Below are 25668 nucleotides of genomic sequence, written 5' to 3' on the forward strand. Positions count from 1 at the left end.
ACCCGCCTCGCCGCTGCTCAATGCGCCAGCCGCTCGCCCGCAGGCGTTGCCGTCAACAGCGCGAGCGCGTCGCGGTTCAGCCCGTCGTGCGTCCAGCGGTAGTACTGGTGGTGCAGCTTGCAGTGTTCAAGCGCGTCGCCGAGATTGCCCTGCGCCTCGTTCACTTTCGCCAGTTGGCCGTGAATGTCCATCAGCGTATGGGCGATGCCCATGGGTTCGCCGATCTCGCGCGCGGCATGCAGCGCATCGAGCGCGCCACGGCCGTCATGCAGGCGCGTGCGCAACTGGCCCTGCTGCAGCAATGCAAACGCCCGCACCCAGTGGTTGTTGGCGCCATCGGCCAGCGCCAGCGCGATGTCGAGGCAGCGGCCGGCGTCGCGCAGCCGGTTGTTCGCCTGCGCGACGATGCTGGCGTAGACCTGCCATTCGGCCTCGAACGGCCGACCGGGCGTGGCGGCGATCTGCGGCGCGGCCTCGGCGAGCGTCACCGCCATCTCGTCGTAGCGGCCCAGCGCGTTGAGGCTGGCGACGACGTTGAGCGCGATCATCGCCTGCACGCGGCTGTCACCGGCGGCACCGGCGGCACCGGCGGCACGCAATGCTGCGGCCTTGTAATGCAAGGCCGGTTCGGCCCCGCCGAGTGCCTGGCAGATGCGGCCAAGCCCAAGCAGCGCTTCGCTTTTCGCCAGCGCATCATCGGCCGCCAGCGGCAAGGCCTGCTGCCATGCCTGCAGCGCGGCGGCGTAATCGGCGTGCGCGTAGTGGATGGCCGCCGCGCCGAGGCGCGTGCGGCAACGCAGGGCGGTGTCGCTGGTACCGAGCAGGCCGTCGGCTTCGGTGTAGGCATTCAATGCCGATTGCGGCTGCCATAGCGCCTCGAGGCAGCGCCCCCGTTCGATCAGCCTTGCCGCCTGCAACGGCGGCGCATCGGGCCGCGCCAGCAAGCGGTCGATTTCGGCAAGCTGCCGCCCGGGTTGCAAATACCACGCGGCGGATTCGGCGACGAAAGACATGGCGGCATTCCGGTCTGGAGAAACGGCCACTATAGGGACGACGCCGATCGGCGTCACCGGGTCGGGACGTGCGCCCGTCTGCTCAATCCGGCCGTACGGAAGATACAAGAATGCATAAAAAAAGGCGGGTCGATGACCCGCCCAATGAGAGGACGATGCACAGCAAAAAATCAGCGCCAGAGGCCCAGTCCGTCGATCACCGACACCAGCTTGGTCGAAATCGCCTGATGATCGCGCACCGACGGATGCCAGCCGCAACCCAGGCTGTCGAGGCCGTCGTAGTAGAAGTAGCTGATCTTCTGGTCTCCGGCGGTCTTGGCCTCGGCAACGATCTCCTGCGCCACTTCCTGCAGCTTGTTGTCCGGCCACAGATAGGTCGCACTGACGATCACGTGCACATCGCCGTACTGGCCACGCAGCTTGTCGATGAAGCCGCGATAGGCCGACTTGTACGCGGTGCGCAGCGTCTCCGGCGTAAACGATTCTCCGGCGCCGACCGAAGTCGAGAAGTCGTTGATGCCGAGCCCGACCACGACGACCTGCGGTTTCCAGTTGCCCGGATTGGTCCAGACATTGCCATCGACGCCGGTCAGCGCCCGATCGTAGTAAGTCCGGTAGTTGACGTTCGGAATATTGCCGCCGTAGTTGCGCACCATGCCCAGCCCCGAGTAACCGTTGAGCTGGTAGGCCGCGCCGTAGTGCCGCGCGGTCAGCGCGCCGAACGACGCATCGGCATTCGAGAACGTGGCGATCTCGTCGTTGCTGCATTCGCGCTTGCCCGACTCGGCGCCGAGGCCGGCGGTGTACGAGTCGCCGATGAATTCGATCTGCCGGGTCGGCGCCGCTGGCGCCGCGAGCACCTGCCCGCCCGGCGCCGCGACCAGCCCACCAAAGCCGCCCGGCGTACCGGTCAGCTCGGCGCGCGACGACAGTCGCAGCGTATGTTCGGCATCGGCCAGGCCGTTGATCCAGTACGTCGTCTTGCCCGGCTTGACGACCTTGGCCTTGGTCTGCCCGTCGATCTCGACGTTGTACTGGCCATTCGGATCATCGAAAACAATGCCGACGCCGGTGCCGCGGAAGCGGCCTTCGAAGTAGACACCCGGCCAGCTGTACGACAGATGATTCGCCGAATCGACCTGGATGCGCCCGCCGACGTTGACCTGCGCTTGCAAAGGCAGCGTTTCGGCCGGGCAGGCACCGAGCGATTTCCAGACGTCCCATTGTCCCGCCTTCGACGGATTCTCGCCCTGCGTCCACCAGCGCGCCTCGTAGCGGCTCGCCTGATGGCTGACGCGCTGGCCACCGGTGTAGGTCTTGCTCTTGTCCCATGCGGCTTCGCAAGCCGACTCGGCCCAGGCGGCCGCGCTGGAGGCAATCAGCCCCGCCATCACGCACAACATCAGCTTCATTACTTGTCTCCTCGTTGTTTTGACGCCCATCAATAGCGATGATAAAAATCAAAAACAAAAAACCGATTGCTTACAACTAATAGGCAATACCAATCGCATGAAAAATGGGCAGAAATCCGCGAAAATCGCGGATTTCATCACAGGACGGAAACCCTGCCTTTCCATCCACAAGGAAAATCTATAGTTAAAAACTATCGACGTCAAACAAAGATGCAAGCGCGACAAAAACAGCACGCCCGAGGGAAAAGCGATATCGGCGCATCGGCCAGGACAGCCAGTTCGGCGGCGACCGCATCGTCGCGCCTGCACCGATACGTCGCAGCACTGCTGCCGTAGCAGCGCGCCGGTATCGGTGCCCAGTGGCGGTTCGCCGGCATAAACCGAGCGATCGAAGCGTTGCCGGAATGCACGCCTGCGCCTACCGCCTTGCGGTCAAGCAGCGCCCGATGCAAGCTGCTCGCCAGCGTGTGCCGATCGCCCGGATCAGCGCGGCACGCCCCTTGATCGGCCTGCCGCACAGGTTTGGCCAGGGTGTCCATTTCGTATCGGCCACTCTATAAATCCTGACGACAACATCATCCAGCCCGGTCTACGCCGTGATCACGCTTCAATCAAAGGACACCCCGATGGACCGCCATGCCCCGCCCGTCTTGGGCACCCTGAATGCCCGCCTCGACGCGGTGATCGACCGCGCGCTGGCCGAGTCGCGCCTCGTCGGCACCGTCGTCGTCGTCGCCCGTGACGGCGAACCGGTCTATCGGCGTGCGGCCGGTCTTGCCGATCGCGAACATGGGCTGCCGATGCGCGAGGATGCGCTGTTCCGGCTGGCATCGCTGACCAAGCCCATCGTCTCGGCTGCGGCGCTGGCGCTGGTCGAACGGGGCCGGCTGTCGCTTCATGCACCGCTGGCCGAGGTGTTGCCCGAATTCGTCCCGCGCCTGCCGAATGGCGCACCGGCAACGGTGAGCGTCCACCATCTGCTGACGCATACCGCCGGCTTCAGCTACGGCTTTTTCGAGGCCGCCGACGGCCCCTACCACCTTGCCGGCATTTCGGACGGGCTGGATATGCCGGGCCGCAGCATGGCCGAACAGCTGCAACGCATCGCCAGCGTGCCGCTGCTGTTCGAACCCGGAGCCGGCTGGCGCTACTCGGTCGGCACCGATGTGCTGGGCGCGGTGATCGCCCGCGTCACTGGGCAAACGCTACCCGATACCATCGCCACGCTGGTCACCGGCCCATTGGCCATGGCCGACACCGCATTCGGCGTGCGCGACCGCCAGCGGCTGGCCACGCCGTACGCCGATGGCGTTCCGGCCGGCTCGCCGCCGGTACGCATGGAGGCGCGCACCGTCGTGCCCTTCATCGAGCCCGCACTGGCCGGGATTTCCTTTGCGCCCGACCGGGTCTTCGATCCGGCGTCGTTCCCTTCCGGTGGCGGCGGCATGGTCGGCGGCGCCGACGATTTCCTGCGCTTTCTGGAAAGCATCCGCACCGATCGCAGCGTCATTTCACCGGCGATGTCGCAAGCCTTGCGCAACAACCAGACCGGCGACCTCCTCATCGATACGCGTGGCCCGGGCTGGGGCTTCGGCTATGGCGGCTCGGTGCTGCTCGATCCGGCAGCCGCGGCCACGCCGCAATCGGCCGGAACGTGGCAATGGGGCGGTGCCTATGGCCACGGCTGGTTTGTCGATCCGGTCGAAAAACTCACCGTCATCGCACTGACCAATACCGCGGTCGAAGGCTTGACCGGCCGTTTCGGCATCGACGTCCGCGACGCCGTCTACGGCGTCTGAGCGGTCAGCAGCACGGCCGGCGACGGCGAGCCGGGCGCGGTCAGCAGCGGCGGCAGCCGCGCCAGCAACGCGTCGATCACCAGCCTCACCTTGTACGGCAGGTAGCGCGACGCAGCCCAGACGACGTGCACCGGAAACGGCGATGACCTCGTTTCGGGCAGCACATGCACCAGCGTGCCGGCTTGCAGGTGTTCGGCGGCGAGCCAGTACGGCAGCCTGGTCAGTCCGATGCCGGCGATCGCCGCCCCGGCCATTGCCTCGATGTCGTCGAAGCACAAGCATGGCCGGATCGCCCCGATCAATTCACCACCTGCCACGTCGACAAAGCGCCACTGCGCGCTGCGAATGTCGCGACCATAAACGATGCCGTCGTGCCCGGCGAGATCCGCCAGCGTACGCGGCGTACCGCGTGCCGCCAGATACGACGGCGCAGCGCAGACGATCATGTGCTGTACGCCGAGGTAGCGGCCGACCAGCGCCGCACTGTCGGGCAGCGCGCCGCTGCGGATCGCCAGATCGTAGCCCTCCTCGATCAGGTCGCTGACGCGGTCGCTGAATGCGACTTCGAGTTCGAGCTTCGGGTAACGCTGCGCCAGTTCGAGCAGCACCGGCGCGACGCAACGGCGGCCGAACAGCGCCGGCAGCGTGATCCGCAATCTTCCCGCCGGCTCGCGCCGGCCCTGTTCGAGTTCATCTTCGGCGGCCTCGAGTTCGCCGAGCGCCGCGAGGCAGCGCTCGTAAAACAGCTGGCCGTCGTCGGTCAGGCTCTGGCTGCGCGTGGTGCGCTGGAACAGTCGCACGCCGATGCGTGCCTCGAGCCGCGCAATGCTCTTGCCGACGGCCGAGCGCGACAGATTCATCCGCTGCGCAGCCGCGCTGAAACTGCCGGCCTCGACCGCGCAGACGAAAGCCGCTACGCCGGTCAGTCGATCGAATCCCGCCATCGCCATTGATTCCATATAGTCGCCAATAAGGTGAATATATGCCGCAACTGCAGATCGGTCATCGCCAATATGCTTCAGTCATCGCCAAGGTGGCGCAGGAGAAAGCAAATGAAGCAATGGCAAATGAACGGTACGGGCATCGATCAACTGGCGCTGGTCGAGCGCGACATCCCGCAACCCGGCCCCGGCGAGGTGCTGGTCAGGGTTGCCGCGGTTTCGCTCAACTATCGCGACAAGCTGGTGATCGAGACCGGCATGGGCTATCCGCTATCGTTCCCGCAGGTGCCGGGCTCGGACATGGCCGGCAGCGTGATCGCCATCGGCGACGGCGTGACCCGGGTGCAGGCCGGCCAGCGCGTGATCAGCACCTTCTGGACCCACTGGATCGACGGCAAGGCGCCGACGGTGCCCGGTGTCGCCCTCGGCGGCCCTGCGCCAGGCACGCTAGCGCAGTACGTCGTGCTGCCGCAGGACCAGCTGGTCATCGCACCGCAGACGCTGTCCGATCGGGAGGCCAGCACGCTGACGTGCGCGGCGCTGACCGCATGGTATGCACTGGTCGAGGAAGGCGGGCTGCGCGCCGGCCAGACCGTGCTGGTTCAGGGGACCGGCGGCGTTGCGCTGTTCGGTGCACAGATCGCGCTGGCGCACGGCGCCACGGTGATCGCCACGTCGGGCAGCGCGGCCAAGCTCGACCGGGTTCGCGAACTGGGCGTGCAGCACGGCGTACTGCGCGGTGAAGGCTGGACGCAGCGCGTGCTCGACGCCACCGGCGGGCGCGGCGTCGATCAGCTGATCGCGCTTGGCGGCAGCGACCTCGGCGAGGCACTCGATACGCTGGCGCAAGGCGGCCGGGCGTCGGTGATCGGCCTGCTGGGCGGGCCGCAGTTCAGCGGCTCGGTCATCCCCTTCCTGAAGCAGCGGCTGACGATCCAGGGCATCGGCGTCGGCCACCGCCGCGCGCTCGAAGACCTCGTCCGCGCGATCGATGCCAACCAGATCAAGCCGGTCATCGACACCGTCTACGGCATCGAAGACCTGCCGGCCGCCTTGGCCCATGTCGAGCGCGGCGCCTTCGGCAAGGTCGTCGTCCGGCTCGATCACTAAAAACGATCCCATTAGGCGGCTGCGCCTGTGCATTTTGTCGCCGTCCGGTGCTCACCATCCTCATGGACTACATGTCCATTCCGGTTGCTGCGCTTCGGGCGGCGGCAAACTGCTTTGGCTCGCTCGCCTACTGGGACAGTTTCTCGCAGCTCAATTCGCGCTTCAGTCGGTCACAGTTCGGGCAACGGGTGAATCAGCCGGGGGCGCGTGCCGCGTCGCTGCCGCCGAGCGCCTGGTAGAGCTTCATCCGGTTGTCGAGCCGATCGCGCCGGTTCTGCGCCAGCGTGTCCTCGGCGGTGCGCCGCGCACGCTGCTGGTCGAGCCAGTCCTTCACGCCGGTCTGGCCGGCCCGGTAACGCGCCTCGGCAATGCTTTCCGCCTTCAGCGACAGCGTGTAGGCGCGCTGCAGTGCCACGCCACGCGCCGCCAGCTGCCGGCCCGCCTGCAGCGTGTCCTCGACGTCGGCCAGCGCCTTGTACAGGGTCTGGCGGAACAGGACGACGGCCTCGTCGTACTCGGTCTTCGAAATATCGACCTTCAGCTGCATCGTGTTCCACTGGACGAAGGGCAGCAGCAGCCCGGCGCCGAGCGTGCCGACCGGATTGCTCAAGAGGTCGGTGAGCTTCGGGTCGGCGCTGCCAAGCGAGCCGGTCAACGTCAGCTTCGGATAGAAATCGGCACGCGTCGCATCGACATTGGCCAGATTGCGCTTCAGCCGCCATTCGGCCGCCGCCACATCGGGACGACGCGACAGCAGCTCGGCGGGCACGCCGGTGGCAACGGCTGGCAACGGCGTCTGTGGCAGATGGGCCAGCTCGGACATCCGCTGTTGCGGTGCCTGATCGAACAGGATGGCCAGCGCATTGCGCGCCGCGACGCGCTGGCGCAGCAACTCGGTCCGCTCGGCCTGCTGGCTGGCGACATTGAGCGCCGCCTGCGTTTCGTCGAGCCCGCCAACCGCACCGGCACGGTGCTGCACGGTCACGAGGTCGAGCGCGCGCTGCGTATCGGCGAGGCTGGCGTCGGCGTTGACGATGCGCTGGTTCAGTTCGGCGATCTGCCAGTACAGTTGCGCCGTGGCGCCGACCAGCGTCAGCGCCGCACTCTGCCGGTCGAGTTCGGTCGCCTCGGCCTCCCACGTCGCCGCATCGCGGGCGCGTGCCAGTCGGCCCCACAGGTCGACTTCATAGCTCAGATCGACGCTGCTGTTGTAGCCGCGCGCCGACGGCCCGCCGTGTTTGACGTCCTTCTTTGCGCTGCCGGTCGCACCGACAACCACCTCGGGCGTCAGATTGGTGTCGACAAGCCCGGCCTGCAAGCGCGCGCGCTGGACACGGATCGCGGCGGCGGCCAGATCGTTGTTGCTCGCCAGCGCGCCTTCGATCAGCGCGTCGAGCTGCGGATCGCCGAAGGCGCGCCACCAGCGTTCGCCGGTCGCGGCGGCAACGCCGCCCTGCCCCTGCCACGCCGCGGGTAGATCGAGGTCGGGCCGCTGGTAATCGGTCTTGAGCAGGCTGCCGCAGCCGGTCAGTGCAAGCGCCAGCGCGAGCATCGCGGGCCGGATCCGTTTCATCGTTGCATTCATCCCGTTATTCCCGTGCCAGTGCTTCGATCGGATCCAGCCTTGCCGCATTGCGCGCCGGCAGGAAGCCGAAAACCACGCCGATCAAGGTCGAGCACACGCAGGCGGCGACAATCGACATCAGCGAAAACTTCATCGTCATCGCCGAGACAAGCAGCGCAAACAGCGCGCCGATGCCGTACGACAGCGCCACGCCGATCAGTCCGCCGATCAGGCACACCAGCACGGCCTCGATCAGGAACTGCTGCATGATGTCGCCTTGCCGCGCGCCGACGGCCATGCGGATGCCGATTTCGCGAGTCCGTTCGGTCACCGACACCAGCATGATGTTCATCACGCCGATACCGCCGACGACGAGGGCGATCACCGCGATCGCCGACACCAGCAAGGTCAGCGTCGCCGTGGTTTTTTCGACCGTCTTGAGCACGCTGTCGCTGGAGAAGGTAAAGAAATCCTTGCTGCCGTGGCGCTGTGTCAGCAGCCGCGTCACGCTCTGCTCGGCCAGATCGTTCGGCATGCCGTCGCGTACTCGCACGGTGATGCTGCCGAAATGGCGCTGGCCCATCAGCCGCCCCTGCGCCGTCGTATACGGCACCCAGACGTTGAGGTTCGAGTCGTTGCCGTACGGGCTTTCCTTCTTTGCCGCGACGGCGATGATGCGGCTCGGCAGCCCGCCGAGCAGGATCACCTCGCCGACCGGATTCTCGTCGTGCGGAAACAGCTTCTTGCGCGTCTTGTCGTCGATGACGACGACCTGCGCCTGCCGGATCACCTCGGCTTCACCGAAGGCCGCACCGTGCGCCATCGTCATCCCGCGGACGCGGAAATACTGCTCGCCGACGCCGGCGACCAGCGCGTTCGCCTTGATGTTGCTGTAGCGCAGCAGCTGCGTCGACGACACCTCGGGCGTCACGCTGTCGACATAGAACTGCGACGCCAGCGCGCGCACGTCGCCGGGCAGCAGCGTGCGGATGCTCGCCGCCTTGTCGTCGCCCCAGTCCTTGCCGGGATAGACGTCGATGGTATTGGTGCCGATCGTGCTGATGTCGTCGACGACCTTCTGCCTGGCGCCCTGGCCGAGCGCAACGACCGACACCACCGAGGTGATGCCGATGATGATGCCGAGCATCGTCAGCAGCGTGCGCATCCGGTGCGACGCCATCGCGATCCACGCCATCTTGAACGCCTCGCCGAAGCGTCCCCAGTTCGCGTGCAGCAGGTTGCGGGCGATGTGACGCGCCGGCTTTTCGAGCTTCACCGGCGCTGCGTCGCCGGCCTGCGGATTGGCGCGGTCGGCGATGATCTCGCCGTCGCGGATCTCGATGATGCGTCCGGCATTGTTGGCGACCTGCATGTCGTGGGTGACGATGATCACCGTGTGGCCGCGCTGGTGCAGTTCGCGCAGGATCGCCATCACCTCGGCACCGCTATGGCTGTCGAGCGCACCGGTCGGCTCGTCGGCGAGGATCACATCGCCGCCGTTCATCAAGGCGCGGGCGATGCTGACGCGCTGCTGCTGGCCGCCCGAGAGCTGGCCCGGCCGGTGGCCGCAGCGGTCGGCGAGGCCGAGCCGGCTCAGCAGCGCCCGCGCGCGTTCCCGCCGGAAGCCCTTGTCGGTGCTGGCGTAGACCGCCGGAATCTCGACGTTTTCCTCGGCGCTCAGATGCGGCAGCAGGTGATAGCGCTGAAAGATGAAGCCAAAATGCTCGCGCCGCAGCGTCGCCAGATCGTCGCCGCCGAGTTCGCGCGTTTCGCGCCCGGCGATCCGGTAACTGCCGGCGGAGGGCTTGTCGAGACAGCCGAGGATATTCATCAGCGTCGACTTGCCCGAGCCGGACTGGCCGACGATGGCGACCATTTCGCCGGCGTTGATCGTCAGGTTGATGTCGCGGAGCACGGTGACTTCGTCGTCACCGGCCGGGAAGCGCCGCTCAAGCCCGCTCAGCGCCAGTAGCGGTTGCGCATGCACCGTCACAGCAGCATCTCGTTCGGCTTGTCGGCCGGCAGTTGCGCCGGATCGCCGACGATGACCTTGTCGCCTTCCTTGAGGCCCTCGAGCACCTGGGCGTTGACGTTGTCGTTGAGGCCGATGCGCACCTCCCTGTCCTGCGGCTGGTCGTTTTCGAGCACCCGCACCGCATAGCGGCCGTCCTTACCCTGCTTGCCGAACGCGGCGACCGGCAGCGCCAGCACCTGCCTGGCACCGCCCTGGACGATCACCACCTGCGCGGTCATCGACGTCTTCAGCACGTGATTCGGATTCGGCACGTCGAACAGGCCGTTGTAGTAGACCGCGGTCGTCGTCGTGCTCGAGGTGCCGGTGCCACTGTCGGTACCGATCGACTCGGGCGCCGGTTCGATCGCGCCCAAGGTGCTGTAAAAGCGCTTGCCCGGTGCGCCCAGAATGGTGAAGTAGACCTGCTGTCCCGGTTTGACGCGAACGACATCGGCCTCGGACACCTGCGCCTTGACCGTCATCGTGTCGAGATTGGCCATGATCAGGATCGTCGGCGCGCTCTGTGCCGACACGACGGTCTGGCCTTCCTGGGTGACGACCGAAATGATCTCGCCGTCCATCGGCGCGACGATGCGCGTGTAGCCGAGGTTGGCCCGGGCGGTATCGACGTCGACCGTCGCCTGGCGGATCTGCGCGCCCAGCGCGGCGAGTTCGGCACGGGTCGAATCGAGCTGCGCCTGCGCGGTTTCAAGGTCGGCGCGCGAACTCGCGTCGCTGACCAGCATCGTCTTCTGCCGCTTCAGCGCCAGCTCGTACTGCACCAGCTGGGCGGCCTTGGCGCGCTGCTCGGCCTCGGCCCGGGCAAGGCCGGCTTCGGCTTTCCTCAGCTCGTTCTGCTGCAAGACCGGATCGATCTCGGCGAGCAACTGGCCCTTGCTCACGCGGTCGCCGAGCTTGACCTTGAGCGACTTGAGCTGACCGTTGACCTGCGCGCCGACGCTGACCTGCTTGACCGGCTTGAGCGTGCCACTGGCCAGCACGGCTTCCTCCAGATCCATCCGCGCGACCGGCGCGGTCAGGTAGTGCGGCTTGGCCGGCGGAAACAGGAAGTGGCCGATCGGCCAGGCGATCAGGGCGAGAAGCGCAATGGCGATCAGCCAGCGCAGCGGGCGTTTTTTCATGCGGGGCGGTCCGGCAGGTAGACAGGAAAACCGCCGCAGTCTAGGCGCAAGGTCGTTGCAACCTTCGCGCCATTTGTAATTACTTGTTGGCGACCTGCGGCGTCACGTCACCATCCCAGCCGCCACCGATCGCCTTGACGAGCAGCACGCTGGCCGACAGTTGCCGGCCGACGAGCTGCAGCGCGGTTTTCTCGTTGCCATAGCGCGTGGCCTGGGTGCTGGCGACGTTGAGATAATCGACCGTGCCGGCCGTGTATTGGTTCAACGCCAGCCGTTCGGCCTCGCGTGCCGCGGTGACCGCGTCGTTCTGCGCATCGACTTCCTTCGCCAGCAGATCGATCGCGGCCAGATTGTCCTCGACCTCCTGCAGGCTGCCCAGCACGGTCTGCCGGTACGTCGCGACCGATGCGTCGTATGCGGCGACGGCCTGATCGCTGCGCGCCGAACGCGCACCGGCGTCGAAGAGGGTTTCGGCCACCGTCGCCCCCAGCGCCCAGACGCGGCCCGGCGCGTTGAACCAGTCCGACAGGCTGGCGCTCTGCAAGCCGCCGGTCGCGCTCAGCACCAGCGACGGAAAGAACGCCGCCTTGGCAACGCCGACCTGCGCGTTGCTTGAGGCCACAGCGCGCTCGGCGCTGGCGACATCCGGACGGCGTTCGAGCAACTGCGACGGCACACCGGTCGGGATCATCGGCAGCACCGGTTGCCATGCGGGATCGGCCGCCAGCGAGAACTGTGCCGGCGCCTTGCCGATCAGGATGGCGATCGCGTGTTCGAGCTGCCGGCGCGAGAGCACGAGATCGATCGCCTGTGCCTCGGCGCTCTTCAACTGGCTTTGCGCCTGCGCGACATCGGCGCGGGTGACGATGCCGGCGGCATACTTGTTCTGCGTCAGCGTCAACGACTTGGCATACGCCGCGACGGTGTCGTCGGCGAGACGCTTTTGCGCGTCGGTGATCCGCAGCTGCAGATAGTTCTGCACCAGCTCGGCCTGCGCCGACAGCCGTGCCGCGGCAAGGTCGGCGGCGCTGGCCTGCGTATCGGCGTCGGACGATTCGACCTGCCGGCGGATGCCACCCCAGATGTCCGGCTCCCAGCTCGCATCGAGCGACAGGTTCTGGCTGTTCTGAATTTGCGATGCCTTGGTGTTCTTGTCGATCGAACCGTTGCGGCCAGCCGAATAACCCAAACCGAGCGTCGGGAAAAACGCCGCCCTCGCTTCCTGCGCGCTCGCGCGCGCCTGCCGGTAACGCGCCACGGCGGCGGCGACGTTCTGGTTCGATACATCGACCTGCGCGGCCAGTTCGTTCAACAGCGGGTCGTTGTAGATCGTCCACCACGCGCCACGCGGCACGTGATCGGCCGGGCTGGCGACCTTCCAGCCTTCGGGCACTTCGCGGAAGGCATCGGCCGCGGCCGGGCCGGACGCCGTCGCCGCGGAGTCGGGGCGCTGGTAGTCGGGGCCGACGGCGCAGCCGGTCAGCGCAACGGCAAGGATCAGGGGAAGTACGCGGAAACGGAACATGGATCAGGCCTCCTTGCGCCGGTACAGCGCCGCCCATTGGCGGCTGCCCCACAGGCGCAAGCGATCGAGGTAAAGGTAGACGACCGGAGTCGTGTAAAGGGTGAGCAGCTGGCTCATCACCAGGCCGCCGACGATGGCGATGCCGAGCGGCTGGCGCAGCTCGGCACCGTCGCCATGGCCGAGCATCAGCGGCAGCGCGCCGAACAGCGCGGCCATCGTCGTCATCATGATCGGGCGGAAACGCAGCAGACAGGCCTTGTAGATCGCATCGCGCGAACTCAGCCCCTCGTTGCGTTCGGCATCGAGCGCGAAGTCGATCATCATGATGGCGTTCTTTTTGACGATGCCGATCAGAAGCAGCACGCCGACAAGTGCGATCAGGCTGAAATCGGTCTTGAACGCCATCAGCGCCAAGAGCGCGCCGATGCCGGCCGACGGCAGCGTCGACAGGATGGTCAGCGGATGGATCAGGCTCTCGTACAGGATGCCGAGCACGATATAGACGGCGATGATCGCCGCGAGGATCAGCAGGGGCTGGTTGCTCACCGACGACTGGAAGGCCTTGGCGGTACCGGCAAAGCTGCCCTGCACGCTGGTCGGCACGCCAAGCCGCGCCATCTCGGTATTGATCGCCTCGGTTGCCTGCGACAGCGACACGCCCGGCGCGAGGTTGAACGAGATCGTCGTCGCGGCAAACTGGCCCTGATGGTTGACCGCCAGCGGCGTGAACGACGGCGCCCAGCGCGCGAAGCTCGACAGCGGCACCTGCGCGCCGTTCGGGCCGATGACGAAGAGCTTGTGCAGCGCCTCCGGGCTTTGCGCGTACTGCGGCGCGACCTCCATCACCACGTGGTACTGGTTCAGCGTCGAATAGATGTTGGCGATCTGCCGCTGGCCGAAGGCATTGTTCAGCACATTGTCGATGTCCTTGGCCGTCAGCCCGAGACGGGACGCGGCGTCGCGGTCGACTTCGAGCGCGGTTTCGACACCGCGGTCCTGCTGGTCGGTGTTGACGTCGGTGAGGATGGACATATTCGACAGCGATTCACGAATTTTCGGCTCCCAGGTACGCAGCGTCGGCAGATCGTCGCCCTGCAGCGTGAACTGGTACGAGGCATTGCCCTGACGGCCACCGATGCGGATGTCCTGCTGCGGCACCATGAACAGCCGTGCGCCCGGCACGTGCGACAGCTTGCCGCGCAGCCGGGCGATGATCTCCTGCGCCGGCTCGCGCTCGGCGCGCGGCTTGAGCGAGATGAACATCGAGCCGCTGTTGGTGCCGCCACGGCCGCCGGTGAAGGCGGTGACGGTATCGACCGCCGGATCGGCGCGGACGATGTCGATGAACTGCTGCATCTTCAGCTTCATCGACTGGAACGAGATGCTCTGGTCGGCCTGGATGAAGCCCGACACGCGGCCGATGTCCTGCTCGGGGAAGAAGCCCTTCGGAATCGTCTTGTACAGATGGACATTGAAAATCACCGTGACGATCAGCACCAGCACCGTCAGCAGCGAGTGCCTGAGCGCCCACGACAGCGAACTCGCGTACGCACTTTGCATGCGCGCGAACACGGCGCCAAAACCGCGGATCAGCCAGTTGGGGCGACGCTGATGATCGTCGGCCCGCAACAGCCTGGCGCACATCATCGGTGTCATCGACAGCGAGACGACCATCGAAATCAGGATCGCCACCGACAGCGTCACCGCGAATTCCTGAAACAGCCGTCCCGGCAGGCCGCCCATCAGCAAGAGCGGAATGAACACCGCGACCAGCGAGATGCTCATCGACAGCACGGTGAAGCCGACCTCGCGTGCGCCCTGCAACGCGGCCGGAAACGGCGCCATGCCGTCCTCGATATGCCGGGCGACGTTTTCGAGCACGACGATCGCATCGTCGACGACGAAACCGGTGGCGATGATCAGCGCCATCAATGACAGATTGTTGAGGCTGAAACCGAGCAGATACATCGCCGCGAAGCTGCCGATCAGCGATACCGGCACGACGACGCAAGGGATCAGCGTGGCGCGGGCATTGCCGATGAACAGGTAGACGACGAGGATGACCAGCGCGACGGCGATCAGCAGCGTGCGCTCGACCTCGGCCAGCGAGGCGCGGATCGTCGGCGATCTATCCATCTGCACGGTCAGATCGACCGCGCCGGGCAAGGATGCGCGCAGCATCGGCAGCTCGGCGCGAATCCGGTCGACGGTATCGATGATGTTGGCGCCCGGCGCACGGGTGATGATCAGGAGCACCGACGGCTTGCCGTTGGCCGAGCCGGCGTTGCGGCTGTTTTCGACCGCGTCGCGGACATTGGCCACATCGGACAGCCGCACGCCGGCGCCGTTCTGATAATGGACGATCAGCGGCATGTAGTCGGCCGCCTTCTTGGCCTGATCGTTGGCCTGGATCTGCCAGCGCCGAGCGCCGTCCTCGACCGCGCCCTTGGGCCGGTTGACGTTGGCCTGGTTGATCGCCTGCCGCACCGCGTCGAGCGACACGCCCTGGTGCGCCAGCGCGTTCGGGTTCAGTTCGACCCGCACCGCCGGCAGCGAGCTGCCGCCGACGTTGACGTCGCCGACGCCGCTGATCTGCAGCAGCTTCTGCGCGATCACCGACGAGGCGAAGTCGTACATCTGCCCCTGACTCAGCGTCTGCGACGTCAGCGCCATGATCATGATCGGCGAGTCGGACGGGTTGACCTTGCGATAGCTCGGGTTGCTCGGCAGGCTGGTCGGCAACAGCGCCTTGGCGGCATTGATCGCCGCCTGCACATCGCGCGCGGCGCCGTCGATGTCGCGATCGAGGTCGAACTGCAAGGTCACGCGGGTGCTGCCGAGCGAGCTCGACGACGTCATCTCGGAAATGCCGGCAATCCGGCCGAAGGCGCGTTCGAGCGGCGTCGCCACCGTCGCCGCCATCGTTTCCGGGCTGGCGCCGGGCAGGTTGGCCGAGACCGAGATCGTCGGATAATCGACCTGCGGCAGCGGCGCGACCGCCAGCAGCTTGAAGCCGATCATCCCGGCAAGGACGATGCCGAGCATCAGCAGCGTCGTCGCCACCGGCCGGTTGATGAAGAGTTTCGAGAGGTTCATGCGTCCGCCGCCGCCGCACGGCCCGCCTTGACGCGCCGCGCCAGCCGGTCGAACGCCAGATAGATCACCGGCGTCGTGAACAGCGTCAGCACCTGGCTGAAGATCAGCCCGCCGACCATCGCCACACCGAGCGGGTGACGCAGCTCGGCGCCGACGCCGTTGCCGAGCATCAGCGGCAGCGCACCAAGCAGTGCCGCCATCGTCGTCATCAGAATCGGCCGGAAGCGCAGCAAGGCGGCCTGATAGATCGCCTCGCGCGGCGCCAGCCCTTGTTCGCGCTCGGCGTCGAGTGCGAAGTCGATCATCATGATCGCGTTCTTCTTGACGATGCCGATCAAGAGCACGATGCCGATGATCGCGATCACCGACAGATCGTTACCGGTGAACATCAGCGCCAGCAGGGCGCCGACGCCGGCCGACGGCAAGGTCGAGAGGATGGTCACCGGGTGGATATAGCTCTCGTACAGGACGCCGAGGACGATGTACATCGTCACGATCGCCGCCAGAATCAGCCACAGCTGGTTGTCGAGCGCCGCCTGGAACGCCAGCGCCGCGCCCTGGAATTGCGTCTGCACCGCGAGCGGCACGCCGATCTCGGCCTCGGCCGCCTTGATCGCCTCGACCGCATGGCCAAGCGCCGCACCCGGCGCGAGGTTGAACGAGATCGTCACCGCCGGGAACTGGCCCAGATGGTTGATCACCAGCGAGCCGTAGCGCTCGGACACCTGCGCGATGCTGGAAAGCGGCACCTGCGTGCCGCTGTTCGACGTCAGGTACAGATCGTTCAGCGAGCGCGGTCCGCGCTGCATCTCGGGCTCGGCTTCAAGCACCACGCGGTACTGGTTGGCCTGGGTGAAGATCGTCGACACCAGCCGCTGGCCGTAGGCGTTGTACAGCGCGCCATCGATCTGTTGCACCGTCACGCCGAGCCGCGCCGCGGCATCGCGGTCGATATCGACATAGGTGACGAGGCCGCGGTCCTGCAGATCGCTGGTGACGTCGGCCAGCGACGGTTCGCGGTTCAGCCGGTCGACGAGCTTGCGCGTCCACTCCGACAGCAAAGCCGGGTCGGACGCTTCGAGCGTGAACTGGTACTGAGTGCGGCTGACGCGGTCTTCGATCGTCAGATCCTGCACCGGCTGCATGAAGAGCCGGATGCCTTCGACGTCGGCGAGCCGCTGCTGCAGCCGGGCGATGATCGCCGGTGCGCGGTCGTCACGCTGTTCGAGCGGCTTCAGATTGATCTGCATCCGGCCGCTGTTCAGCGTCGCATTGGTGCCGTCGACGCCGATGAACGACGACAGGCTTTCGACGTCCGGGTCTTCGAGCACGATCTTCGCCAGCGCCTGCTGGCGCTCGGCCATCGCCGCGAACGACACCGACTGCGGCGCCTCGGTAATGCCCTGGATCACGCCGGTATCCTGCTGCGGGAAGAAGCCCTTCGGAATCCACACATACAGCAGGCCGGTGAGCACCAGCGTACCGACCGCCACCCACAGCGTTGCGGTCTGGTGCTCAAGCACCCATGTCAGCTTCTTGCCGTAGTAGGCAATCATCCGGTCAAAGAACGCGCCTGCCGCGTGATAGAAACGGCCCTGCTTTTCCTCGGGCACGTGTTTGAGCAACTTCGCGCACATCATCGGCGTCAGCGTCAGCGAGACAACCATCGAAATCACGATCGACACCGCCAGCGTGATCGCGAACTCGCGGAACAGCCGGCCGACGACGTCGCCCATGAACAAGAGCGGAATCAGCACCGCAATCAGCGATACCGTCAGCGAGATGATGGTGAAGCCGATCTCGCCTGCGCCCTTGAGCGCGGCCTCAAGCGGCGGATCGCCCTGCTCGATGTAGCGGGCGATGTTCTCGATCATCACGATCGCATCGTCGACGACGAAGCCGGTCGCGATCGTCAGCGCCATCAGGCTGAGGTTGTTGATCGAGAAACCGGCCATATGCATCACGGCGAAGGTGCCGATCAGCGACAGCGGCACGGCAATGCCCGGAATCAGCGTCGCCGACACATTGCGCAGAAAAACGAAGATCACCGCGACGACGAGGAAAATCGCCAGCAGCAGCTCGTGCTGCACGTCCTTGACCGAGGCGCGGATCGTCGTCGTCCGGTCGGTGAGGATCTTGACCTCGAGCGCGCCGGGCAGCGCCGCCTGCAACTGCGGCAGCAGGCTCTTGATCCGGTCGACGGTCTGGATCACGTTGGCGCCCGGCTGGCGCTGCACATTGATCACCAGCGCGGCCCTGTCGTCGGCCCACGCGGCGAGCTTGTCGTTCTCGGCGCCGTCGACGACGTCGGCGACGTCGCCCAGCCGGATTGCCGCGCCATTCTTGTAGGCGATCACCAGATCGCGGTAAGCCTGCGGCGATTGCAGCTGGTCGTTGGCCGAGATCGTCGAAGCCTTGTTCGGGCCGTCGAAATTGCCCTTGGCGCCGTTGACGTTGGCGTTGCCGATCGCGGTACTGATGGTGTCGAGATCGAGCCCCAGCGCGGCAATCGCGCGCGGGTTCGCCTGCACCCGCACCGCCGGGCGCATGCCGCCCGAGACGCTGACGAGGCCGACGCCGGGCAGTTGCGAAATCTTCGCGGCAACGCGGGTATCGATCAGGTCCTGCACCCGGGTCAGCGGCATCGACTTCGACATCACCGCCAGCGTCAGCACCGGCACATCGGCCGGGTTGACCTTGTTGTAGACCGGCGGATTCGGCAGATCGTCCGGCAGCAGATTGCTCGCCGCGTTGATCGCCGCCTGTACTTCCTGCTCGGCGACGTCGAGCCCGAGTTCGAGGCCGAACTGCAGCGTGATGACCGAAGCACCGCCCGAGCTTTGCGAGCTCATCTGCTTCAACCCCGGCATCTGGCCGAACTGGCGTTCGAGCGGCGCGGTGATCGACGACGTGGTCACATCGGGGCTGGCGCCCGGATACAGCGTGACGACCTGGATCGTCGGGTAATCGACCTCGGGCAAGGCCGAAATCGGCAGCACCCGGTAGGCGACAAGGCCGGCGAGCAGGATCGCGACCATCAACAGCGAGGTGGCGACCGGGCGGAGGATGAACAGACGGGACGGATTCATGCCACTGCTCCCGCATGTCTGGAGATACAGGCGCCGTCAATGCTGTGCCGCGCTCGTTGCGCTGGAGCGTATCCCCCTTTCGCCCATCGCCGAGAGAGTGGAGAGAGACAAACGGCGTCATTGTTTGGCTCACGACCGACCGTGGGCAGCCCGGAGGGACGCAGGCGAGGGGTCGCCTGCTCACTTTCTTTGGCGACGCAAAGAAAGTGAGTCCCCGTCGCGGATTGCAACTGCAAATAGGGTGCCGAAGGCACTGAAAACAGATGCGGCTCCCTATGCTCGCGCGTCGCGCCGATCATTGTTCGGCCTGCTTGTGCGCACGACGGCCGTTCGGGCGCGATGCGGCAGCGCTGGCGTTGCGCTTGGCCGGGTCGACGACTTCGACCGCCGCGCCATCGCGCAGCCGGTCGGCGCCGTCGGTAACAACCTTGTCGCCCGGCGCAGCGCCCTCAAGGATGACGATGCGCTCGCCCTGGGTCGGCCCGGTCTTGACGACATGCTGCTTGACCTTGCCGTCGTTGCCGACGACCCAGACAAAGCTGCCCTGGGCGCCGTGCTGGATCGCCGCACCCGGCGCGATCGCCACGTCCTTCAGGTCGGCGACCTTGATCCGCGCATTGACGAACTGGTTCGGGAACAGCATGCCGTCGTCGTTGGCAAACTGCGCCTTGAGCTTGACCGTGCCGGTGGTCGTATCGATCTGGTTGTCGAGCGTCAGCAGCTTGCCGGTCGCAATCGCCTTGCTCAGGCCGCGGTCCCATGCCTCGACCTGCAGCTGCTGGCCCTGGCTCAGCGGCGCAAGCACCTGCGGCAGTTGCGCTTCGGGCAGGGTGAACAGCACATTGATCGGGTTGATCGTGGTGATCACGACCAGGCCGTTGGTGTCGCCCGATTTGACCAGATTGCCCGGGTCGACCTGGCGCAGGCCGACGCGGCCGGTCACCGGCGCGGTCACGCGCGAATAGGTCAGGTCGAGCCGGGCGGCGTCGATCGCGCCCTGATCGGCCTTGACCGAGCCTTCGTACTGGCCGACCAGCGCCACCTGCGCATCGACCTGCTGCTTGGCGATCGATTCCTGCTTCAGCAGCTGCTGGTAACGCGCCAGATCGGCGCGGGCGTTGGCGAGCTGGGCCATGTCCTTGGCCATCTGGCCTTCGGCCTGCGTCAGCGCCACCTGGAACGGCCGCGGATCGATCTCGGCCAGCAACTGACCCTGCTTGACGATCTGCCCCTCGGTGAAGTGCAGCTTCATCAGTTGGCCATCGACCTGGCTGCGAACGATCACGGTATTCGCCGCGGTCACCGTGCCGAGCCCGGACAGGATCACCGGCATCTCGCCCTTGACCACCGGCTGCGCCTGCACCGGCTGCGGGCCGCTCATGCCCATGCCGCCGCGCCCGCCCGCCTTGGCCGTTTGTGGCGGCGCCTCGCGGCTCAGTAGCCAGCCACCGCCGGCGAGCACGACGATTATGGCGGCGATCCACCAGCGGCGGTGCGGTGTGCGGGCGTCAGGGGTGGCGTTGGACATGGATGAATCCGTAAGCAAATCGGCTAGTTTAAACGCGGAAACGGGCCGTCGTCAGACGGCCCTGAAAGTTGAGAGGCAATAACGCTTACAGCGTAGCGTCTGCCGGTGCCGGCGGACGGGCACCGTGCGCGCCGGGCATCCGGTGCTTGCCCGGACCGAAGTGCTTGACCATGCCATCCAGCGTCTGGTTCTGCGCAGGCGTCAGCGACTTGGCCAGCGTGTCGGTCGCGTCGGCCATCTTCAGCGTACGCTTGGCGTGCTCCTGCATCATCGCCGCACGCTGGCGCAGTTGCTCGGCGGCAGCGATGCCGTCCTGCTTCTGCCTTGCCGGCGGCTGGGTGAAGGTCTCGCGGGTGGTCTTGGCGTAGGCATCCCACGCGCCCTGCTGCGCCGGCGTGATCTGCAGTTTCTGCGCCATGCGCGTCAATCTGGCGTCCAGCTTCGCTTGCCACTGTTCCGGCGTCAGTCGCTCGTGATGTCCCCAGCGCGCTTGCGCAGGTGCGCTGGCCGGCGCATCCGCCATCGCGGCGGTGGCGGCAGTACCAAGGACGAGGGCAGCGATCAGGCTGGTGACGATCCGACGATTACGTTTCATGTCCGAGTTCTCCTTGATGAACCTGTTCACGACCTTTTCGCATCAGCGTTCGGCGCAGTGCCGGTTCGGGAGCAAGGCGCGCACCGCGCCGCGGTACGGGTACCGCAAGCGGTTTGCAACGCCGCGATCCACCGGCAATGCACCGAACCCGAAGGGCCGGGCCGGAAAAAGGTCATTCACTACGTTGTACTCCTTGCCAATAACCTGTTATTGCCTTCGTCGTACGCCTTGTGCCGGATCTTTTTCCGGCCCGGCGCTGGTGTGAAAAGGTCGTGAACAGGTTCTAAGAGCGAGGCCATTACACCTTGGCGATGTGAACCGCGTTTGCACACAAAGCCGCTTTTTGTAAACGGGTTGTAAAACAGGGTAAACACCCTGCCACATCCCCCCCCGGCCCCCGCGCGGGCGTTATCCTTGGGGCAGACGGAACACACGCAAGGCCAGACTCCATGCACCACGCCAAATCCCTGCTCGTTGTCGACGATGACGCCGACCTGCGCGCGCTGCTGTCGGGCTATCTGGGTGAACAGGGTTTCGACGTCACCGAAGCCGGCGACGGCCGCGCCATGGCTGCGGCGCTCGCCGTGCGCGCCTTCGACCTCGTCATCCTCGACCTGATGCTGCCCGGCGACGACGGGCTGACGCTGTGCCGCAACCTGCGCGCCGAATCGACGGTACCGATCCTGATGCTGACGGCGCGCGGCGACGAACTCGATCGCATCATCGGCCTCGAAATGGGCGCCGACGACTACCTGCCCAAACCGTTCAATCCGCGCGAGCTGCTGGCGCGGATCAAGAGCATCCTGCGCCGCGCGCATGAACGCAGCGGCGAGGAAAAGACCGTGCGCGAGCTGGCGTTTGCCGGCTGGGCGCTCGATCTGGGCGCCCGGCACCTGATCGGCAGCGACGGTGTCGTCACGCCGTTGTCCTCCGGCGAATTCCGGCTGCTGTCGGCGCTGGCCGAAAACGCCAACCGCGTGCTGTCGCGCGACCAGTTGATGGACGTGCTGGCCGGGCGCGAATCCGGCCCGTTCGACCGCACCATCGACGTGATGATCAGCCGGCTGCGCCGCCGGCTTGGCGACGACGCGCGCGAACCGGTGCTGATCAAGACGATCCGCAGCGAAGGCTATGTGCTCGCCACCACGGTGGAGCGCCGCGCATGAGCCTGCCGCAGTGGCTGAAACGCATTCTGCGCGGCCCCAGGACTTTGCTGGGTCAGTTGGTTCTGGCGCTGATGATGGGGCTGATCATCGCCAACCTCGCCGGCATGTGGCTGGTGATGCAGGACCGGCTGCGCTATACGCGCTTCATCCGCGGCGAATACGCGGCGCAGCGGATCGCCGACATCGTCTCGGTGCTGAACGAAACGCCGGCCGACGAGCGCGCCCGGCTGGTGCGCGTCCTCGACGCCCCGCCGACGCACCTGACGATGGCCGAGCCATGGAAACCCCGGCGTGGCCCCGCCAGCGACGAGGCCGACGCTTTCGCCGACGTGCTGCAGGGCAAACTCGCCACGCCGTTCCAGGTGCTTTCGCTGAAAAGCGCACCCTATGATCACCGGCACCCGCGCGCCATCGGCCGTGAAGGCCCGCCCAAGCCGATGCCGCTGCTGTTCGTGCAAACGCAGGCGCGGCTCGGCGACGGCGCGGTGGCGACGTTCAGCTTCGCCATTCCGTCCTCAAGCCGGCAGGATCCTTACCGCCTGCTCGGCTGGCTGCTGCTGGTCGGCGCGGCGGTGTCGCTGCTGTCGTTCTGGGCGGTACGGCGGCTGACCCGGCCGCTGGCGATGTTCTCGAACGCCGCCACCGGTCTGGCCAAGAATCTCGACCAGCCGCCGCTGCAGGAAACCGGGCCGCAGGAAGTCGCCGACGCCGCCCGCGCGTTCAACGCGATGCAGCGCGAACTGAAGCGCTATCTGGAAACGCGGGCGCAAATGCTCGCCGGCGTCTCGCACGATCTGCGGCTGCCGATCACCCGGGTGCGCCTGCGGCTGGAGAAGCTGTCCGACGCCAAGCTCAAGGGCGACATCGAGCACGATCTGCTCGAAATGGACGAGATGATCGACAACACCCTCGCCTTCCTGCGCGCCGACGCCAGCAGCGAGAAAACGGTGAAGATCAACGTCGCCGCGCTGCTCGACGGTGTGATCGAAGACATGGAAGCGCTTGGTGCCGAGCCGGTGCTGCACGGCACCCCGCGCCGGCCGCTAACCGGCAGGCCGCTGGCGCTGCGGCGCTGCCTGTCGAATCTGCTCGACAACGCACGGCGCTACGGCGGCCCGCAGATCGCCGTCGACGTTGCCGAACACGATGACACGCTGGAAATCCGCATCGCCGATCACGGCCCGGGCATTCCCGAAGCCGACCGCGAGCGCGTGTTCGAACCCTATGTGCGGCTGGAAGCCTCGCGCGCGCGCCACACCGGCGGCAGCGGCCTCGGGCTGGCGATCGCCCGCGCCACGGCGCGCAGCCACGGCGGCGAGATCACGCTGACAGACCGTCCCGGCGGCGGCCTAGTGGTCGTGCTGACCCTGCCGCTGGGCTGATCGATCCGCTCAGCCGTGCGCGGCCTTGGCGATGGCGAGAAACTCGCCGGCGTCGAGCGACGCGCCGCCGATCAGCCCGCCGTCGATATCGGGCTGGGCAAAGAAGCTCGCGGCGTTGCCCGGTTTGACGCTGCCGCCGTACAGCACCGGCAGCGTATCGGCGAGCTCGGCGCTGTGGTCCGCCAGCCGGTCGCGAATGAAGCGGTGTACCGCCTGTGCGCCGTCCGGCGTCGGCGTCTTGCCGGTGCCGATCGCCCAGACCGGCTCGTAGGCAACGATCACCATCGCCAGCCGCGTTTCGTTGAGCAAGGCGAACAGCGGCATCAGCTGCCTTGCCAGCACCGCCTCGGTCTCGCCGGCATCGTGCTGGTCTTGCGTTTCGCCGATGCAGAACACCGGACGAATGCCGTTCTCGACCGCGCGCAGGGCTTTCTCGGCAACGCGGACTTCGGATTCGCCATGGTAAAGGCGGCGCTCCGAATGGCCGACGATGACGATGCTGCAGTCGAAATCGGTCAGCATCGCGCCGCAGACCTCCCCGGTGAATGCACCGCCGATTTCGGCCGACAGATCCTGCGCGCCCCAGACGACGCCGGTTCCCGCCAGCGCCTGCTGGCATTGCAGCAGATAGGGAAACGGCGCGCAGACGCCCAATTGCACCGGCGCGGCGGCGCTTTCCGCCGCGTGTACACCGGCCAGCAGCGTCTGATTGGCGGCCAGCCCGCCGTTCATTTTCCAGTTGCCGATTACCCAGTGCTGGCGCATCGCATCGCTCCTCAGCCCGATCCGGCCGAGCGTTTGGCCGGCAGCGTCGCCTGCTCGACCGCGATTTCCCACTGCGCCATCCGCTGCGCCGCCTCGTCGCGGCTGACACTGGGCATGAAAGTCCGGTCGACTTGCCGGTGCGCTTCGAGATCGGCGGCACTGGCAAACAGTCCGGTCGCCAGACCCGCGAGGTAAGCCGCGCCGAGCGCGGTCGATTCGATCACCTTGGGACGTACAACCGGGATGCCGAGCAGATCGGCCTGAAACTGCAGCAGCAGATTGTTCGCTGCCGCACCGCCGTCGACACGCAGTTCGGCGATCGGCGACACCGCGTCGCGCTGCATCGCCGCCAGCACCGAGGTGCTCTGGAACGCGATCGACTCGAGCGCCGCGCGTGCGACGTGGGCAACCGTCGTGCCGCGGCTGAGACCGACAATCGCCCCTTGCGCCGTCGGCACCCAGTACGGCGCGCCAAGGCCGGTGAACGACGGCACGAACACGACGCCGCCCGAATCGGGGACCGAAAACGCCAGACTTTCGATGTCGGACGAACTCGAAATCGCTTTCAGGCCATCGCGCAGCCACTGCACCACCGCGCCGCCGATAAACACACTGCCCTCGAGCGCGTATTGCGACGTGGCGCCGGTCTGGCAGGCGGCGGTACTGATCAGGCCGTTCTGCGACACTGCGGCCGCGTCGCCGGTATGCATCAGGATGAAACAGCCGGTGCCATAGGTGTTCTTGGCCTTGCCGCGCGTAAAACAGGCCTGGCCGAACAGCGCTGCCTGCTGGTCGCCGGCGATGCCGGCGATGCGCACTGGCGCCCCGAACCATTCGGGCTCGGTTTGACCATAGAGATGGCTGGACGGGCAGACCACCGGCAACAGCGCGCGCGGGATGTCGAATGCCGCAAGCAGCTCGTCGTCCCACGCCTGGGTATGGATATTGAACAGCATGGTGCGCGATGCATTGGTCGTATCGGTGACGTGCAGCCGGCCGCCGGTCAGCTTCCAGACCAGCCAGCTGTCGACGGTGCCGAAGGCCAGTTCGCCGCGCTCGGCGCGCTGCCGGACGCCGGGGACCTGATCGAGCAGCCAGCGCAATTTGGTCGCGGAAAAATACGGATCGATCACCAGCCCGGTCCGGCTGCGGACCAGTTCATCGAGGCCGGCCTCGCGCAGCGCGTCGCACAGCGTTTCGGAGCGCCGGTCCTGCCAGACGATGGCGTTGAAGACCGGCTCGCCGCTGCGCCGGTCCCAGACCAGTGTGGTTTCGCGCTGGTTGGTGATGCCGAGCGCGTCAAGCTCACCGGCGGCAAGCCCCGCCTTCGCCAGTGCCTCGCGACAGGTCTGCAACTGGCTTTGCCAGATCGCCTGCGGGTCGTGCTCGACCCAGCCCGGTTGCGGAAAAAGCTGGGGGAATTCGCGCTGCGCGCTGACCACGATTTCGCCGCGCTCATCGAAAATCACCGCGCGCGAACTCGACGTGCCCTGATCCAGCGCCATCAGATACGGCATGTCCGACCCT

At 66.5% G+C, this 25668-nt stretch carries 18 protein-coding genes; 4 read left to right on the forward strand and 14 right to left on the reverse strand.

What is annotated here, in order from left to right; all coding sequences use genetic code 11:
- Window positions 1-17 precede the first annotated feature (17 nt).
- From R0382_RS01065 to R0382_RS01075, 3 genes are all read right to left on the reverse strand, one after another.
- Window positions 18-1013, reverse strand: a complete 996-nt coding sequence (locus R0382_RS01065; RefSeq protein WP_432721699.1) for a hypothetical protein — start codon at window positions 1011-1013, stop codon at window positions 18-20.
- A gap of 170 nt (window positions 1014-1183) precedes the next feature.
- On the reverse strand, window positions 1184-2425 hold the full coding sequence (locus R0382_RS01070) for a GDSL-type esterase/lipase family protein (RefSeq protein ID WP_432721700.1): 1242 nt from the start codon (window positions 2423-2425) through the stop codon (window positions 1184-1186).
- A 200-nt stretch (window positions 2426-2625) separates the two neighbouring features.
- Window positions 2626-2964: a hypothetical protein gene (locus tag R0382_RS01075; RefSeq protein WP_432721701.1), complete on the reverse strand. Its 339-nt coding sequence runs from the start codon at window positions 2962-2964 to the stop codon at window positions 2626-2628.
- Window positions 2965-3051: 87 nt separating this feature from the next.
- On the opposite strand from R0382_RS01075, the gene R0382_RS01080 reads away from it, so the two are divergent.
- Window positions 3052-4224, forward strand: coding sequence for a serine hydrolase domain-containing protein (locus tag R0382_RS01080; protein ID WP_432721702.1), 1173 nt, complete (start codon window positions 3052-3054; stop codon window positions 4222-4224).
- On the opposite strand, the gene R0382_RS01085 is transcribed toward R0382_RS01080, so the two are convergent.
- Entirely contained in the window at window positions 4212-5168 is a 957-nt protein-coding gene (locus R0382_RS01085) for a LysR substrate-binding domain-containing protein (protein WP_432721703.1), read from the reverse strand. The two genes, R0382_RS01080 and R0382_RS01085, sit on opposite strands and share 13 nt — an antisense overlap.
- A 108-nt stretch (window positions 5169-5276) precedes the next feature.
- Between R0382_RS01085 and R0382_RS01090 the strand changes: the two genes are divergently transcribed.
- Window positions 5277-6275, forward strand: a complete 999-nt coding sequence (locus R0382_RS01090) for a zinc-dependent alcohol dehydrogenase family protein (RefSeq protein ID WP_432721704.1) — start codon at window positions 5277-5279, stop codon at window positions 6273-6275.
- A 193-nt stretch (window positions 6276-6468) separates the two neighbouring features.
- On the opposite strand, the gene R0382_RS01095 is transcribed toward R0382_RS01090, so the two are convergent.
- From R0382_RS01095 to R0382_RS01130, 8 genes are all read right to left on the reverse strand, one after another.
- On the reverse strand, window positions 6469-7848 hold the full coding sequence (locus R0382_RS01095; protein ID WP_432721705.1) for an efflux transporter outer membrane subunit: 1380 nt from the start codon (window positions 7846-7848) through the stop codon (window positions 6469-6471).
- A 16-nt stretch (window positions 7849-7864) separates the two neighbouring features.
- Window positions 7865-9832 carry a macrolide ABC transporter ATP-binding protein/permease MacB gene (gene macB / locus R0382_RS01100; protein WP_432721706.1) on the reverse strand — a complete coding sequence of 656 codons (1968 nt, stop codon included), beginning with the start codon at window positions 9830-9832 and terminating at the stop codon, window positions 7865-7867.
- Window positions 9829-10995, reverse strand: a complete 1167-nt coding sequence (macA, locus tag R0382_RS01105) for a macrolide transporter subunit MacA (RefSeq protein WP_432721707.1) — start codon at window positions 10993-10995, stop codon at window positions 9829-9831. The genes macB and macA overlap by 4 nt, the downstream gene beginning before the upstream one ends.
- Before the next feature lie 79 nt (window positions 10996-11074).
- The gene (locus tag R0382_RS01110; protein WP_432721708.1) at window positions 11075-12520 is read right to left on the reverse strand and encodes an efflux transporter outer membrane subunit; all 1446 of its coding nucleotides are present in this window, start codon (window positions 12518-12520) and stop codon (window positions 11075-11077) included.
- Window positions 12521-12523: 3 nt separating this feature from the next.
- Window positions 12524-15616 (reverse strand): multidrug efflux RND transporter permease subunit, encoded by a 3093-nt coding sequence (locus tag R0382_RS01115; RefSeq protein WP_432721709.1) that lies wholly within the window; start codon window positions 15614-15616, stop codon window positions 12524-12526.
- A complete protein-coding gene (locus R0382_RS01120; RefSeq protein WP_432721710.1) occupies window positions 15613-18705 on the reverse strand; it encodes an MdtB/MuxB family multidrug efflux RND transporter permease subunit in 3093 nt (1030 codons plus the stop codon). The genes R0382_RS01115 and R0382_RS01120 overlap by 4 nt, the downstream gene beginning before the upstream one ends.
- Window positions 18706-19000: 295 nt before the next feature.
- The gene (locus R0382_RS01125; protein ID WP_432721711.1) at window positions 19001-20233 is read right to left on the reverse strand and encodes an MdtA/MuxA family multidrug efflux RND transporter periplasmic adaptor subunit; all 1233 of its coding nucleotides are present in this window, start codon (window positions 20231-20233) and stop codon (window positions 19001-19003) included.
- Window positions 20234-20318: 85 nt separating this feature from the next.
- On the reverse strand, window positions 20319-20828 hold the full coding sequence (locus R0382_RS01130) for a Spy/CpxP family protein refolding chaperone (protein ID WP_432721712.1): 510 nt from the start codon (window positions 20826-20828) through the stop codon (window positions 20319-20321).
- A 449-nt stretch (window positions 20829-21277) separates the two neighbouring features.
- On the opposite strand from R0382_RS01130, the gene R0382_RS01135 reads away from it, so the two are divergent.
- Together R0382_RS01135 and R0382_RS01140 are read left to right on the forward strand one after the other, a co-directional pair.
- The gene (locus R0382_RS01135) at window positions 21278-21994 is read left to right on the forward strand and encodes a response regulator (RefSeq protein WP_432721713.1); all 717 of its coding nucleotides are present in this window, start codon (window positions 21278-21280) and stop codon (window positions 21992-21994) included.
- The gene (locus R0382_RS01140; protein ID WP_432721714.1) at window positions 21991-23376 is read left to right on the forward strand and encodes an ATP-binding protein; all 1386 of its coding nucleotides are present in this window, start codon (window positions 21991-21993) and stop codon (window positions 23374-23376) included. The genes R0382_RS01135 and R0382_RS01140 overlap by 4 nt, the downstream gene beginning before the upstream one ends.
- Window positions 23377-23385: 9 nt before the next feature.
- Here R0382_RS01140 and tpiA read toward each other — a convergent pair whose 3' ends face one another.
- The gene (gene tpiA, locus R0382_RS01145; RefSeq protein WP_432721715.1) at window positions 23386-24141 is read right to left on the reverse strand and encodes a triose-phosphate isomerase; all 756 of its coding nucleotides are present in this window, start codon (window positions 24139-24141) and stop codon (window positions 23386-23388) included.
- A gap of 11 nt (window positions 24142-24152) precedes the next feature.
- Window positions 24153-25658 carry a glycerol kinase GlpK gene (gene glpK, locus R0382_RS01150; RefSeq protein ID WP_432721716.1) on the reverse strand — a complete coding sequence of 502 codons (1506 nt, stop codon included), beginning with the start codon at window positions 25656-25658 and terminating at the stop codon, window positions 24153-24155.
- Window positions 25659-25668 lie beyond the last annotated feature (10 nt).

The organism is Jeongeupia wiesaeckerbachi (assembly GCF_050916355.1).
GTDB lineage: Bacteria > Pseudomonadota > Gammaproteobacteria > Burkholderiales > Chitinibacteraceae > Jeongeupia > Jeongeupia wiesaeckerbachi.